We start from the raw sequence: 14,128 nt of genomic DNA, 5'->3' as shown, positions 1-14,128 counted from the left end.
GAGCGGCCCCGGAATGACATCACTCCAGATGTTCAGGCTTGATCGGGTCGCCCGACTTCACATCGAGTTTTTCGCGAATGTCCGCGAACATGTGGTCATAGAGCTTGTGCGGCGAACCCAGATTTTCAAATTTTTTGGACGGTGGCAGGTAGGACTGGGCCTTGCGGCTCAGAAGCATGAGAAAGCTGGGTAGTACCTGGTCCTTTGCCAGGAAGAATCTTTCATCGACTGTCTTGCCTTCGATGCTGCCATGCATCTTGAACTCGATGCCTCGGCCTTCCTTGGGGTCCGACACTGCCGCGTATTCGATGTTCAGGTCATAGCTGTGGTCATTCTGGTTCAGCGCGGTGCGCTCGATGTGTACACGACCGGGGTGGTACTGGGCCATGGCAGGTTCCTCTGGAAGATCGAAAATGGCGGGCATAGCGCCCGCCCACTGCATTCAACGGTAGCTGATACCCGGCTTCGCGGTGGAAACCCGTGTACCGGCGGTGCCTTTGACGATGTCTTCGATGTTCTCCAGCGAACTGATCACCGCCACCTTGCCGGTGTGGCGGGCAAAATCGCAGGCAGCCTGCACCTTCGGCCCCATGGAGCCGGCGGCGAAGCCAAGGCGTTCGAGTTCGTCGGGGTGGGCCTGGGCGATGGCCTTCTGCGAGGGTTTGCCCCAGTCGATGTAGGCGGCATCGACGTCGGTAGCGATGATCAGCAGGTCGGCATCCAGCTGCTCGGCCAGCAGGGCCGAGCACAGGTCCTTGTCGATCACCGCCTCGATGCCCTTGAGCTTGCGGTTTTCGTCGTACATGGTCGGGATGCCGCCACCGCCCGCGCAGATCACGATGCTGTTTTTTTCCAGCAGCCACTTGATCGGGCGAATCTCGAAGATGCGCTTGGGTTTCGGGCTGGCCACCACGCGGCGGTACTTGTCGCCGTCGGCCTTGACCACCCAGCCTTTTTCCTTGGCCAGACGCTCGGCCTCTTCCTTGGCATAGACCGGGCCGATGAACTTGGTCGGGTCCTTGAAGGCGGGGTCGTTGGCGTCCACCTCCACCTGGGTCAGCAGGGTGGCGAACGGCACTTCGAAGGCCAGCAGGTTGCCCAGCTCCTGCTCGATCATGTAACCGATCATGCCCTCGGTCTCGGCACCGAGCACGTCCAGCGGGTACGCCTCGTCGGGCTTGTAGGAGAGGCCCTGCAGCGACAACAGGCCGACCTGCGGGCCGTTGCCGTGGGCGATGACCAGCTCGTTGCCAGGGTGGATCTTGGCGATCTGCTCGGTGGCGGTGCGGATATTGGCGCGCTGGTTCTCAGCGGTCATGGGCTCGCCGCGACGCAGCAGGGCGTTGCCGCCCAATGCAACAACGATACGCATGGGGAATGTCCTTTGCGGATAGGGGGGCGCCTCGATCCGGTGTGGGAGCTGGCTTGCCAGCTCCCCACAGGGGCGAGGTGGTTGTCAGAGATCAGCCAGGGTCGATACCAGGATCGCCTTGATCGTGTGCATGCGGTTTTCCGCCTGCTCGAAGGCGATGCAGGCCGGCGATTCGAACACGTCGTCGGTCACTTCGATACCGTTGGCCAGGTCCGGGTACTGTTCGGCAATTTGCTTGCCCACTTTGGTTTCGGAATTGTGGAACGCCGGCAGGCAGTGCATGAACTTGGTCCGCGGGTTGCCGGTGGACTTCATCAACTGGGCGTTGACCTGGTACGGCTTGAGCAGCTTGATGCGCTCGCCCCAGGCTTCGATCGGCTCGCCCATCGATACCCAGACGTCGGTGTGCACGAAGTCCACCCCCTTGACTGCGGCAACCGGATCTTCGGTGAGAGTGATGCGCGCGCCGCTTTCCTCGGCGTACTTGCGGCAACGCTCGACCAGGTCGTCATGCGGCCACAGCGCCTTGGGTGCGGCGATGCGCACGTCCATACCGAGCTTGGCACCGATCAGCAGCAGCGAGTTGCCCATGTTGTTGCGGGCATCGCCCAGGTAGGCGTAGCTGATGTCATGCAGCGGCTTGTCGCTGTGCTCGCGCATGGTCAGCACGTCGGCGATCATCTGGGTCGGGTGGTATTCGTCGGTCAGGCCGTTGAACACCGGCACGCCAGCGTACTTGGCCAGCTCTTCGACGATTTCCTGCTTGAAGCCACGGTACTCGATGGCATCGTACATGCGCCCAAGCACGCGGGCGGTGTCCTTCATGCTTTCCTTGTGGCCGATCTGCGATGAGTTGGGGTCGATGTAGGTGACGTTGGCACCCTGGTCATAGGCGGCCACTTCAAAGGCGCAGCGGGTACGGGTGGAGGTTTTTTCGAAGATCAGGGCGATGTTGTTGCCCTTCAGGTGCTGTTGCTCGGTGCCGGTGTATTTGGCGCGCTTGAGGTCGCGGGACAGATCCAGCAGGTAGCGCAGCTCACGGGTGGTGTGGTGTTCCAGGCTGAGCAGGTTGCGGTTGTGAATGTTGAACGCCATGACGTATCTCCTTGAGTTTGGTGAACGCACCGGCCGCCGCTGGGTGTGGGCGGCCGGGGGTGATGGTCGTTAGTAGTCGATGGGGTCGCGCACGATCGGGCAGGTCATGCAGTGGCCGCCGCCACGGCCCCGGCCCAGCTCACCGGCACTGATGGTGATGACTTCGACCCCGGCCTTGCGCAGCAGGGTATTGGTGTAGGTGTTGCGGTCGTAGCCAATGACCACGCCCGGCTCGATGGCCACCACGTTGTTGCCGTCGTCCCATTGCTCACGCTCGGCGGCGAAGCTGTTGCCGCCGGTTTCAACCACGCGCAGCTTGACGCCCAGTTGCTCGCCTACCACTTCGATGAACGACTTGTGTTCGCGGCGCACGTCCATGCCGTACGGCTTGCTCTCGTCCGGGCGGATGATGAATGGCACGATTTCCTTGACGACTTCCGGGAAGACCGTGACCAGGTCGCGGTCGCAGAAACTGAATACGGTATCCAGGTGCATGGCGGCACGCGATTTCGGCAGGCCGGCAACAATGACCTTTTCCACCGCGCCCTTGGCGAACAGGTTCTGTGCCAACTGGCCGATAGCCTGGCGCGAGGTGCGCTCGCCCATGCCGATCAGCACGATGCCCTTGCCGATCGGCATGACGTCGCCGCCTTCGAGGGTGGACTGGCCGTGTTCCTTGTCCGGGTCGCCGTACCAGACCTGGAAGTCGGCGTTGGTGAACTGTGGGTGGAACTTGTAGATGGCGGTGGTCAGCAGGGTTTCCTGACGTCGCGCCGGCCAGTACATCGGGTTCAAGGTCACGCCGCCGTAGATCCAGCAGGTAGTGTCACGGGTGAACTGGGTGTTCGGTAGCGGTGGCAGGATGAAGCTGGAGTGGCCCAGGTAGTCGTTGTACATCTTGACCACATCGGCACCTTCGCTTTGCGGCAGATCCTGCCCGGCGACGCCGCCAATCAGGAACTCGGCCAGGTGGCGCGGTTCGAGGCCCTCGAGCCAGCTGCGCACTTCGTTGGTCAGGCCGACACCGACGGTGTCTGGGGTGATCTTGCGGTCGAGAATCCACTTCAGCGCTTCGGGTTGCTGGACGATGTCGGTCAGCAGGTTGTGCATTTCCAGCACGTCCACGCCACGTTCGCGCATCTTGGTAACGAAGTCGAAATGGTCACGCTTGGCCTGGTCGACCCAGATCACATCGTCGAACAGCAGCTCGTCACAGTTGCTCGGCGTCAGGCGCTTGTGCGCCAGGCCCGGCGAGCAAACCATCACTTTGCGCAGTTTGCCGGCTTCGGAGTGGACACCGTACTTCTGTTTTTCAGCGGACATGGTTTCATTCCTCCAATTGAGCGAAGACGTGGGTCAAAGGGTCAGGAAGCCGTCGTACAGGCCGAAGGCTGCCACCAGGGCACCGATGACCACGGCTGCGAAGATCAGTTTCTCCACGGTGGTGAAGACAGGTTGGCCCACCTCATGCTTGGCCTTGGCGAACAGGATCACGCCAGGGGCGTAGAGCAGGGCCGAGAGCAGCAGGTATTTCACGCCGCCGGCGTACAGCAGCCAGATGGCGTACAGCAGGGCGATGGCACCGATGAACAGATCCTTCCTGCGTTCGGCCAGGGCCTGTTCGTAGGTTTCGCTGCGCAGCGCGAGCAGGAAGGCATAGGCCGCCGACCACAGGTACGGCACCAGGATCATGGACGTGGCGAGGTAGATCAACGACAGGTAGGTACTGCTTGAGAACAGCGTGATCACGAGGAAGATCTGCACCATGGCGTTGGTCAGCCACAGGGCGTTGGCCGGCACCTGGTTGGCGTTTTCGCGGCGCAGGAACTCCGGCATGGTGTGATCCTTGGCCGCAGCGAACATGATCTCTGCGCACAGCAGCACCCACGACAACAAGGCCCCGAGCAGCGAGATGATCAGGCCGACGCTGATCAGCACCGCGCCCCAGTGGCCGACCACGTGTTCAAGCACGGCAGCCATCGACGGGTTCTGCAGCTTGGCCAGTTCCGGTTGGGTCATGATGCCCAGCGACAGCACGTTGACCAATACCAGGAACAGCAGCACGGTGACGAAGCCGATGACCGTGGCCTTGCCCACGTCGGAACGCTTTTCCGCCCGCGACGAGAAAATGCTCGCGCCCTCGATGCCGATGAACACCCACACGGTGACCAGCATCATGTTGCGCACCTGGTTCATCACGCTGCCCAGCTCGGGCGTGCCCAGGCCCCAGATGTCGGCGGTGAAGATGTCGAGCTTGAATGCGAACAGACAGATCAGGGCGAACAGCCCCAGCGGTACTACCTTGGCCACGGTGGTGATCAGGTTGATGAACGCCGCTTCCTTGATGCCGCGCAGCACCAGGAAGTGCACCGCCCACAGCAGCACCGAGGCGCCAATGATGGCGGCCGGGGTGTTGCCTTCGCCGAAAATCGGGAAGAAGTAGCCCAATGTGCTGAACAGCAGTACGAAGTAGCCGACGTTGCCCAGCCAGGCGCTGATCCAGTAGCCCCAGGCCGAAGAGAAACCCATGTAGTCGCCAAAGCCGGCCTTGGCATAGGCATACACCCCGCCATCCAGGTCAGGCTTGCGGTTGGCCAGGGTCTGGAACACAAACGCCAGGGTCAGCATGCCGACTGCGGTGATGGCCCAGCCGATCAGGACTGCGCCGACGCCCGCGCTGGCCGCCATGTTTTGTGGCAGCGAGAAAATACCGCCGCCAATCATCGAGCCGACGACGAGTGCAACTAACGCGCCGAGTTTTAATTTTCCGGATGCATCAGACATTTAACAACTCCTGCCAGGAGAAAGTTGACGACAGGGTAAAACCGTCGCCGCTGCCATGCGCTGACTTGGATCAGTTCATGGCGACGTGAAGTGGGAAATTTCCTTCACGTTGCTCCTGGAGAGTGCCGACAGCTTGTGCTGCAGGCCTTGCACGCTGGCACCTCCATGTCCCTCTAGAGTAAACGCTCTGTTCAGCCTGCGATGCTTGAAGCTAGCCGCTTTTGCCGCATTCGCAAATTTTTTCTGGAATTCCGGTTTTATCCAGTTGCTTTGCTAGTTGCGTTCCAGCTGCTAGTTTTATCTCGAAGGTGTTATAGCCAAAGTAGTTATGAGTGCTATAGCAAGCTGGCAGTATCATTATAAGTAGCGAATATCTATATGGCCCGAGTGGCTGTTTCAAACCTATTACAGCGCGCAAAAAAGGAGGCGCATGAGCGAACCGGGACAGAAGCTGCGCCTGGGCGCGCTGATCGCGTTGGTGGTCGGCTCGATGATTGGCGGCGGTATTTTCTCGCTGCCGCAGAACATGGCGGCGCGTGCGGAGGTGGGCGCGGTGCTGATCGGCTGGGCCATCACCGCGGTCGGCATGCTGGCCCTGGCGTTCGTGTTCCAGACCCTGGCCAACCGCAAGCCTGAGCTGGACTCGGGGGTTTACGCCTATGCCAAGGCCGGGTTTGGCGACTACATGGGGTTCTCTTCAGCCTGGGGCTACTGGATCAGCGCCTGGCTGGGCAACGTCGGCTATTTCGTGTTGTTGTTCAGCACCTTGGGCTTCTACTTCCCGGCGTTTGGCGAGGGTAACACGCCGATCGCCATCGGCTGTGCCTCGCTGCTGCTCTGGGCTGTGCACTTCCTGGTGCTGCGTGGCATCAAGGAAGCGGCGTTGATCAACCAGGTGACCACCGTGGCCAAGGTCGTGCCGCTGCTGATCTTCGTGGTGATCGCGACGTTCGCCTTCCGTGCCGATATCTTCACCCGGGACATCTGGGGCATGGGCAACCCGCAGTTCGGCAGCGTGTTGGAGCAGCTGCGCAACATGATGCTGGTGACCGTGTTCGTGTTCATTGGTATTGAAGGTGCCAGCGTGTATTCCGGCCGTGCCCAGCGCCGTTCGGATGTGGGCAAGGCCACGGTGATCGGCTTTCTCGGGGTGCTGGCGCTGCTGGTGCTGGTGAATGTGCTGTCGCTGGGGGTGATGACCCAGCCGGAGCTGGCCGGGCTGCAGAACCCGTCGCTGGCTTCGGTGCTGGAGCATATCGTCGGGCCTTGGGGAGCCCTGCTGATCAGCATCGGCCTGGCGGTTTCGCTGCTCGGCGCCCTGTTGTCCTGGGCGCTGCTGTGTGCCGAGATTCTCTACGCCACCGCGCGGGACAAGACCATGCCGCGGTTCCTGGCCAAGGAAAACGCCAACCAGGTGCCGGCCAATGCCCTATGGCTGACCAACTGCATGATCCAGGGTTTTCTGCTGATCACGTTGTTCTCTGCCGGTACCTACACCAGCCTGATCTACCTGGCTTCTTCGATGATCCTGGTGCCGTACCTGTGGTCGGCGGCCTATGCCGTACTGCTGGCGGTGCGTGCGGAAACCTATGCCGGGCAGCCGGCGCTGCGTCGCAAGGACCTGCTGGTGGCGCTGGTTGCCTTGCTGTATGCCATCTGGCTGCTCTACGCCGGTGGCCTCAAGTACCTGTTGTTGTCAGCGCTGCTCTATGCCCCCGGGGTAATCCTGTTTGCCAGGGCCAGGCATGAGCAGGGGCAGGCTTTGTTCACCCGTTGGGAAAAACTGATTTTCGCCGCCGTGCTGGCAGGCGCCGCGTTTGCTGCCTATGCCCTGTATTCAGGGCTGCTGAGCCTGTGATGGGGCAGGGCAAGGATGTTCCGGGCGTGACCAGATCCACAGGTTGCCCAGGGTCATGCCGGCGATGGCCAGGTACACCGGCCAGTGGTGGTCCAGAAGCGCCAGCATCAGCCCTGCGCACAGCAACATGCTGAGTGTCGCGCTGACTTTCGCGTGCCGCCGGATCACCTTGCCATTGCGCCAGTTGGACAGGGTCGGTCCGAACAGCCGGTGGTTCTCCAGCCAGGCCGACAGGCGTGGCGAACTGCGGGTAGCCGCCCAGGCGGCGAGCAGGATGAACTCGGTGGTTGGCAGGCCGGGAATCACAATCGCGACCAGGCCCACGCCCAGGCTGACATAAGCCAGGATCGCATACAGCACGCGGGCAAGTTTCGAGCGGGCGGGTCGGGTCATGGTCTCACTGCATAAAAAGCGGTTCGGCCACCGACAGGGTGGCCGGGTATGGCGTATCAAGCCAGCGCGGCATCCGTAGCATAGGCGTACCTGAGCAGCTCGGTGAAGCGCTCGAAGGCAGCCACTGCGCCGCGTTCGGCCGCAGCCTCGTCGTCGGCCGACAATGTCAGGCCATCAACAATACGGGTGAACTGTTTCCAGCCTTCGGCCCGGCCACCGGCCGGCTCGCCCAGGTGGCGCGCACCGAAACTGTCCGACAGCCCCAGGGCCATGGCACGCTTGATCAGAAACGCCGCGCCCAGTTTGGAGCCTTCGGAGACGAAGATCCAGCCCATTGCCTCGCCCAGGCCTGGATTGAGCAGCGCACCGGGTAGCGCGGGCGGCACTTCGGTGTCCAGGTCGGCGAGGTCCAGACGGGCCTGTTCGGCACGGCAGCGCTCGGCCAGGTCGGGGACGATGGCGATCAGTTGCGGGTCGTTGTACAAAGGCTGCAACTCGGCCTGGAACAGGTATTGGGCGACCACGAAACGGGCAAAGCTTTCGCGGCTGTCAAAGGGCGCGTGGGATTTCACCAGCGCATCCAGCTCGGCGTGCGGGGCATGGGTGATCTGGTTGAGGCGCTGGGAGCGCAGGGCGGGGCGGTCGGTCATGGGAATTCCTTGGAATCGGGGCTCTAGAGACGAGACGAAACAGTGCGGGGGCGACGGTAAAAAAATCTGCGATATGTGCGGCAGTACCGTCCTGTCGCGCTGAGCCCGCGAACAGGACGGCACAGATGTCAGCCGCAGCCCAGGTCAGATATCCCAGACCACATTGATGGCGAAGTTGCGCCCCGGCATGCTCAGGCGGTCGATGTTGGCCGGCTGGGTCACGGCCGCTTCACCCTGGCCGTCGTAGCTGCGCACCGAGTCCCACTGCCAGTACTTCTTGTCGCTCAGGTTGTACAGGCCGGCATTGACCGTGATGTCGTCGCTGACCCGGTAGTAACCGGTCAGGTCCAGCACGCCGTAGCCAGGGGTGCGAAACTTGCTGCTGGAGCCGTCGGGCGAGTGGAAGGAGCTGTCGTCGACGCGGGTCTTGCGCTTGACCAGTGTCCAGCTCAGCAGGCCACCGTACTGCTGCTGCTCGTAACCCAGGCCGAACACACCCTTGAGCGGATTGATGCTGTTGAGCGGCGCGCCGGTGTCATCATTGCGACCGTAGGTGTAGGCAATCGAGCCCTGGCCATACAGACCCTGCGGCGCGCCGAAGCGGTCGAGGTTCAGGCGGCCCTTGAACTCGGCGCCCTTGATGGTGGCGTGCTTGATGTTGTTGGCGCGGAAAGTCTGCTCCAGGTTGGCGCTCTGCACGGCGTCCTCATCGATGAAATCGCGGTACTTGTTGTAGAACACCGCCACGTCGAAGCTGCCGGCGTCGAAGTTGCCTCGCAGGCCGGTTTCATAGCTTTTGCTCTTCTCCGGCTCCAGGCCCGGGTTGCCTTCCACGCGGTAGCCTTGTTCAAGGTTCTGGAACTTGCCGAACATGGCTTTGGCCGTTGGCGTGCGGAAGCCTTCGGCGTACTGGCCGTACCAGGTGTAGTTGTCATCGAAGGCGTAGGTCAGGCCGAACTTGGGCGAGACACGGTGCCACTTCCTCTCGGAGTCATCCTGGGAGGTGGGCGCAGTACCGGTGGCTTCCAGGCCACGCAGGAACTCCTCGGTGAACCTGGGCTCCATGCGCGTGTAGTCATAGCGTGCACCGGGCAGGAAGGTCCAGTCGCGCCAGCGGATTTCATCCTGCACGAACAAGCTGTAGGTGTTTACGGTCGGGTCCGGGAAGTCGCTGACCAGGGCCTGCCCATCGGCCGGGCGGTCAGCACCGGCGGCGGGGCAACCTGCGCCAGCGGCCAGGCAGGTACCAGTGCCGCTGCGCGAGCCGGTGACCTTCTCATGCCTGAGGGTGGTGCCGTAGGTCAGCAGATGGTCGGTGGCACCCAGGCTGAAAGCCTTGTCCAGTTGCGCGTCGAACACCCATTGGCGGTCCTTGTAGGTGGTATCGCGGGTGCGCAGTACCTGGCGGGTAAAGGGCGCATAGATTTCCTCGGTGTGCTGGTCGGTCTTGGCGATCTGGTAATTGAGGCTCCACTTCATGTGGTCGGCAAGCGTCGATGCCAGGTCAAACTCGTGACTGATGCCGAAGCGCTCACGGGTGATGGTGTCGTTGCCGGTACGCGCCTTGTAGAAGCCCATGCCATTGGCGCCGCCGGTGAACGGCCCGCCCACTGCGCTGAGGATGTTCTGGTCGCGGTCATCCTTGTAGCGCTCGTAGGTGAAGCCCAGGCGAGCATCGTCGGCGTAATTCCAGCCCAGCTTGGCCAGCACGTTGGTAGTGCGTGCGTCCATCGGGTTGGCTTCGCTACGCGACAGCCCTTCGCCGCTGTGGCCGCCGTGGGTCTCGGTTTCGTGGCCGTTACGCTGGCTCAGGTGCAGCAGGCCGTCGAAGTCCCCCTGGCGAGCGGCGACAGTGGCGGAGGTCAGCCAGCTTTCGTCGGCCGAGCTGTAGCCGCTCTTCAGGCGGGCACCCACGTCCTGGCCGGGCTTGATTATATCGTCTGGGTCGAGGGTGAAATAGCTGACCGCGCCGCCGATGGCATTGCTGCCGTACAGCACCGAGGCCGGGCCGCGCAGGATCTCCACACGTTTGACGATTTCCGGGTCGACGTAGTTGCGCTGGGTCTGGGCGTAGGGGCCGTAGAAGAAACTGTCGGGAATCGACACGCCGTCGACCTGAGTGAGGATTCGTTCGCCATCGATGCCACGGATGTTGTAGCCGTTCAGGCCGCTGCGCTGGCCGGTGCCGGCCACTGACACCCCGGGTTCGTAGCGCACCAGGTCCTGGATAGTGTTGACGTTCTGCCGGTCCAGTTGCTCGCGGGTCTGCACGCTGACGGTGCTCGGCACCTGGCTGACGTCCTGGGCGCTGCGGGTGGCGCTGACGGTGACCTGCTGCAGGGCGACCACGTTGCTGCCAGCCTGGCGCTCGAGCACCACATTACCGTTGCCGATCTTGCGTACGCCCAGGCCGGTGCCGTGCAACAGGCGCTTGAGTGCGGCTTCCGGCAGTAGCGAACCCTGCACCCCAGGCGAGACTACGCCGTCGGCCAGCTCGGCGCTGAAGCCAACTTGCCAGCCGGTGGCCTGGCTGAACGCATTGATGGCCGTCACCAGCGGCTGCTGGCCGATGTTGAAGCGGTACTCACCCATGCGCGGGCTGGCCTGGGACGGCTCGGCGGCCAGTGCCGGCAGGCTGCAGGCGCCGCTGGCGAGCAGGGCCAGGGTGAGCAGGGACAGTTGCCCTGTACGGCGGGCAAGGGTGGAGGGGCGGGTAGGACCTGTGGACATCGAAAGCGCTCCCTGACGCGCGGACTGTTATAGGTGTTGGCTGTTCCTGTCATCAAACAAGAATCAGTCGCATTGGCTATAACGAGACGGGCGAGGCGGCGCGAGCGCGTAAAAATAAATACGAGACTGTGATCCCTGAGGCGTGTCAGGGGCCTGTCACCGGCGAGCCAGCTCTCCAGGTAAGGCATTATGCGAAGCCAGCGCGTTATCTGGCGATCGGGCCGGCACAGGCAAAGGATCAGTTCAGGATGACCAGCGCCGGGTACTCGTGCAGCCGGGCCGAGGTGATGTGGGCCAGCGCACGCAGGGTTTCCAGGGGCTGATCGAGGCGGTAGTTGCCGGTCACCGTCACGTTTTCCAGCTGCCTGCTGCGGTTGATGATCCAGCCTGGGTAATAGCGCCGCAGTTCGGCCAGCACCTGGCTGAGCGGGCAATTTTCAAATACAAGGCGGCCATCGACCCAGGCCAGATCCCTGTGCATGTCGGGGCGCTGGCGCTGGCCGAAGCCATGGGGGCCGACACTGATACTCTCGCCGGCACCCAGGCTGATGCGTTGGTCGCGCTCGCCCTGCAGGTCGATATCGCCGCGCTGCACTCGCACTTGTGCCTCACCGTCGAGATAACGCACGGCAAAGTCGGTGTCGCGCACCTGCGCGCGCAACGGCCCGGCCTGCACTTCCAGCGGAAGTCGTGCACCCTCGGCAACCTGGAAATAGGCCTCGCCTTGCAGCAGACGGGCGACCTGGCGGCCGTCGTGGTACTCGCTGGCCAATGCCGTATCAGTATTGAGCAGCACGTTCGCCCCGTCGCCCAGTTGCAGGCGCTGGCGTTCGCCGACCACCGTCAGGTGGTCGGCCTGCAGGCGCATGGGCAGGTTGCCGAGCGTGCACAGCCCTACCAGCAACAGCGCCGCCGTAGCCAGTGGCTTCCAGTGACTGCGTAGGCGTCCGCGCCATGAGCGGCGCTGTTGCTGATGCATCTGCGTGGCCAGCTGATGCAGCGGTGCGCCATTCCACAGGGCTTCCGCGGCCACATAGGCTTCGGCGTTTTCCGGCGCCGCGCTGAGCCAGGCTTCAAAGGCCAGGGTATCCTCGGCATCCGCGCATTGCAGGCGCACCAGCCAGTCCAGCGCCTCGTCCATGGCACGAGCACGGGCGTTGGGCCCAGCGGATGACGGGCGGGGGGCAGGGCTATCGGTCACGGTGAATCCCTGAATGGACTTTTTGCAGATGATCAAGGCTGGGACGGGCAGTGGCAAGGGCTTGGCTTGCGTTACCTGAGTCGGTCGGCAACACCCATGCAGATCGCCATGATCAGTTTCAGTTCCTTCTGCACCGTGCTGGGGGAAACCTTCAGCTGTTCGGCAATTTCCAGATAGGTGGCGCCATGCAGGCGGCTGAGGATGAAGATACGCTGCTGGCGTTGGCTCAGTTGGCCAAGGCTGACGCTCAGTTGCCTGAGCAATTGTTCGGCATGGGCGGCGTCTTCGTTGCTGCTGGCTGGCGCAGCCACGCTGTGCAAGACCTCGTCGGGCACATCGTCAACCAGCATGCGCGACTGCACCCGGCGTGCACGCAGGTGGTCGAGGGCCAGGTTGCGCGCGGTCTGGAAGACGAACGGTTCGATGTGTTCGACCGGCCGCTCAGCGAGGGCGCGGGACACCCGCAGGTAGGTCTCCTGCAGCAGGTCCTCGGCCGTGTTCGGGTTGCCGACCATACGCTGCAGGGTGCGCAGCAGGCTCAGGCGCTGGACGAGGAAGACGGAATTGAACCGGGACTGACTCACGAGGGGACCTGGCCGACAAAAGGCTAATGATAATGCTTATCATCCGTGTCGAAGGTCAAGCTTGAAAGTGTCGGGAAAAGGTAAAGATTGTGAATGCCACGCCTTGCCCGACCCGGTCCAGGCGCGGCCTGGCCTCGCGATGGGGGCAAGGCGCCCGCGGCAATCTGTGCCGGGGCGTGATCCATCGCGACGCAAGGCCGCGCCTACATGGCGCGAGCTGGGGCTCAGCCGGCGTGGCACAGCGCCAGGCAGTTATCCAGCATACGGTTGGAGAAGCCCCATTCGTTGTCATACCAGGCCAGCACCTTGAGCATGCGCCCGTTGGCCCGGGTATGGTTGGCATCGAAGATCGACGACAGCGGGTTGTGGTTGAAATCGCAGGAAACCAGCGGCAAGGCGTTGTAGCCCAGTACTCGCGAATGCTTGCTGGCTTCGAGGAACAGCTGGTTGACCTGCTCGGCCGTGGCCTCGCGCCTGAGGTTGACGGTGAGGTCCACCAGCGACACGTTGATCACCGGTACGCGCACCGCCATGCCGGTCAGTTTGCCGGCCAGTTCCGGCAGCACCAGGCCCACCGCCTCGGCGGCGCCGGTCTTGCTGGGAATCATCGATTGGGTCGCCGAGCGTGCGCGATACGGGTCGCCATGGTACACGTCGGTCAGCACCTGATCGTTGGTATAGGCATGGATGGTGGTCATCAGGCCTTGCTCGATGCCGAACTCGCGGTGCAGCACCTGGGCGATCGGCGCCAGGCAGTTGGTGGTACACGAGGCGTTGGAAATGACCTGGTGCGAGGCCCGCAGCACGTCATGGTTGACGCCATATACCACCGTGGCATCGGCGCCCTTGGCGGGTGCCGAGACGATCACCTTGCCTGCCCCCGCAGCCAGGTGTGCTGCAGCCTTGGCGCGCTCGGTGAACAGCCCGGTGCATTCGAACACCACGTCGATCGCCTCGGCCTTCCAGGGCAGTTCGGCCGGGTTGCGGATGGCGCTGACGGCGATACGGTCGCCATTGACCGTCAGGCTTTCATGGTCGGCCTCGACGCTGGCGTCGAAGATACCGTGCACGCTGTCATACTTGAGCAGATGGGCGTTCATGGCGCTGTCACCCAGGTCATTGATGGCGACGACCTGCAGGTCCTGGCGGTAGCCTTGGGTATACAGTGCGCGCAGGACGTTGCGCCCGATGCGGCCGAATCCATTGATGGCGATGCGTAGAGTCATGGCAGTACCTCTGGCAGTCCGAGTGAAACCTGTGGCACAAAGGAGCTTCACTGAAACGGTTTTGTTGTTGGAATTACAAGATTATTCACTGGCGGATAGAAAACAAGCCTTTTTAATGGCAGTATTTTGTTTAAACATACAACGAGTGGTTGGGCAGCATGCCTCCGCCGATGCAGCGGGCTCCTCTACCTGAGCCTAGGCCGCAATCGTTTGGAGGGAAAATGCCTGGTAAACC

13 protein-coding genes are annotated in these 14,128 nt (G+C 62.6%); 2 read left to right on the top strand and 11 right to left on the bottom strand.

The features are described from left to right. Window positions 1–19: 19 nt before the first annotated feature. From ACVWZT_RS03985 to arcD (ACVWZT_RS03965), 5 genes are all read right to left on the bottom strand, one after another. Window positions 20–388 (bottom strand): DUF5064 family protein, encoded by a 369-nt coding sequence (locus tag ACVWZT_RS03985; RefSeq protein ID WP_457468263.1) that lies wholly within the window; start codon window positions 386–388, stop codon window positions 20–22. Between the two features lie 54 nt (window positions 389–442). Continuing rightward, entirely contained in the window at window positions 443–1,372 is a 930-nt protein-coding gene (arcC, locus tag ACVWZT_RS03980; RefSeq protein ID WP_296231027.1) for a carbamate kinase, read from the bottom strand. 84 nt (window positions 1,373–1,456) lie between these two features. Beyond that, window positions 1,457–2,467 (bottom strand): ornithine carbamoyltransferase, encoded by a 1,011-nt coding sequence (locus ACVWZT_RS03975; RefSeq protein ID WP_296231026.1) that lies wholly within the window; start codon window positions 2,465–2,467, stop codon window positions 1,457–1,459. 69 nt (window positions 2,468–2,536) lie between these two features. Continuing rightward, window positions 2,537–3,790 carry an arginine deiminase gene (gene arcA, locus ACVWZT_RS03970; RefSeq protein ID WP_296231025.1) on the bottom strand — a complete coding sequence of 418 codons (1,254 nt, stop codon included), beginning with the start codon at window positions 3,788–3,790 and terminating at the stop codon, window positions 2,537–2,539. Between the two features lie 33 nt (window positions 3,791–3,823). After that, window positions 3,824–5,251, bottom strand: a complete 1,428-nt coding sequence (gene arcD, locus ACVWZT_RS03965) for an arginine-ornithine antiporter (protein ID WP_296231022.1) — start codon at window positions 5,249–5,251, stop codon at window positions 3,824–3,826. 430 nt (window positions 5,252–5,681) lie between these two features. Here arcD (ACVWZT_RS03965) and arcD (ACVWZT_RS03960) point away from each other — a divergent pair, with 430 nt between their 5' ends. Next, a complete protein-coding gene (gene arcD / locus ACVWZT_RS03960) occupies window positions 5,682–7,109 on the top strand; it encodes an arginine-ornithine antiporter (RefSeq protein ID WP_296231021.1) in 1,428 nt (475 codons plus the stop codon). Here the strand turns inward: arcD (ACVWZT_RS03960) and ACVWZT_RS03955 are convergent. From ACVWZT_RS03955 to gap, 6 genes are all read right to left on the bottom strand, one after another. Then, complete coding sequence (locus ACVWZT_RS03955; protein ID WP_296231020.1) at window positions 7,089–7,502, bottom strand: YbaN family protein; 414 nt, start codon at window positions 7,500–7,502, stop codon at window positions 7,089–7,091. The genes arcD (ACVWZT_RS03960) and ACVWZT_RS03955 overlap by 21 nt on opposite strands. A 56-nt stretch (window positions 7,503–7,558) precedes the next feature. Beyond that, complete coding sequence (locus ACVWZT_RS03950; protein ID WP_457468259.1) at window positions 7,559–8,152, bottom strand: biliverdin-producing heme oxygenase; 594 nt, start codon at window positions 8,150–8,152, stop codon at window positions 7,559–7,561. A 144-nt stretch (window positions 8,153–8,296) separates the two neighbouring features. Beyond that, a complete protein-coding gene (locus tag ACVWZT_RS03945; protein WP_457468257.1) occupies window positions 8,297–10,882 on the bottom strand; it encodes a TonB-dependent receptor in 2,586 nt (861 codons plus the stop codon). A 238-nt stretch (window positions 10,883–11,120) separates the two neighbouring features. Beyond that, window positions 11,121–12,083 carry a FecR family protein gene (locus tag ACVWZT_RS03940; protein WP_457468255.1) on the bottom strand — a complete coding sequence of 321 codons (963 nt, stop codon included), beginning with the start codon at window positions 12,081–12,083 and terminating at the stop codon, window positions 11,121–11,123. 71 nt (window positions 12,084–12,154) lie between these two features. Next, on the bottom strand, window positions 12,155–12,667 hold the full coding sequence (locus tag ACVWZT_RS03935; RefSeq protein ID WP_296231015.1) for an RNA polymerase sigma factor: 513 nt from the start codon (window positions 12,665–12,667) through the stop codon (window positions 12,155–12,157). A gap of 224 nt (window positions 12,668–12,891) precedes the next feature. Next, window positions 12,892–13,893 carry a type I glyceraldehyde-3-phosphate dehydrogenase gene (gap, locus tag ACVWZT_RS03930; RefSeq protein WP_296231014.1) on the bottom strand — a complete coding sequence of 334 codons (1,002 nt, stop codon included), beginning with the start codon at window positions 13,891–13,893 and terminating at the stop codon, window positions 12,892–12,894. Here gap and ACVWZT_RS03925 point away from each other — a divergent pair. Continuing rightward, complete coding sequence (locus ACVWZT_RS03925; protein WP_296231013.1) at window positions 13,892–14,086, top strand: hypothetical protein; 195 nt, start codon at window positions 13,892–13,894, stop codon at window positions 14,084–14,086. The genes gap and ACVWZT_RS03925 overlap by 2 nt on opposite strands. The last annotated feature ends 42 nt before the right edge of the window (window positions 14,087–14,128 follow it).

This window comes from Pseudomonas sp. TE21394, from assembly GCF_054057835.1.
Note: the sequence above shows the minus strand (reverse complement) of the source record. Positions and strands in the feature narration are given on the sequence as shown.

Bases quoted from the DNA above. Each gene is read 5' to 3' on its own strand.
- arcC (WP_296231027.1), bottom strand. From the start codon at position 1,372: ATGCGTATCGTTGTTGCATTGGGCGGCAACGCCCTGCTGCGTCGCGGC.
- gap (WP_296231014.1), bottom strand. From the start codon at position 13,893: ATGACTCTACGCATCGCCATCAATGGATTCGGCCGCATCGGGCGCAAC.
- ACVWZT_RS03985 (WP_457468263.1), bottom strand. From the start codon at position 388: ATGGCCCAGTACCACCCCGGTCGTGTACACATCGAGCGCACCGCGCTG.
- arcA (WP_296231025.1), bottom strand. From the start codon at position 3,790: ATGTCCGCTGAAAAACAGAAGTACGGTGTCCACTCCGAAGCCGGCAAA.
- ACVWZT_RS03955 (WP_296231020.1), bottom strand. From the start codon at position 7,502: ATGACCCGACCCGCCCGCTCGAAACTTGCCCGCGTGCTGTATGCGATC.
- ACVWZT_RS03950 (WP_457468259.1), bottom strand. From the start codon at position 8,152: ATGACCGACCGCCCCGCCCTGCGCTCCCAGCGCCTCAACCAGATCACC.
- ACVWZT_RS03945 (WP_457468257.1), bottom strand. From the start codon at position 10,882: ATGTCCACAGGTCCTACCCGCCCCTCCACCCTTGCCCGCCGTACAGGG.
- arcD (WP_296231021.1), top strand. From the start codon at position 5,682: ATGAGCGAACCGGGACAGAAGCTGCGCCTGGGCGCGCTGATCGCGTTG.
- ACVWZT_RS03975 (WP_296231026.1), bottom strand. From the start codon at position 2,467: ATGGCGTTCAACATTCACAACCGCAACCTGCTCAGCCTGGAACACCAC.
- arcD (WP_296231022.1), bottom strand. From the start codon at position 5,251: ATGTCTGATGCATCCGGAAAATTAAAACTCGGCGCGTTAGTTGCACTC.
- ACVWZT_RS03925 (WP_296231013.1), top strand. From the start codon at position 13,892: ATGGCAGTACCTCTGGCAGTCCGAGTGAAACCTGTGGCACAAAGGAGC.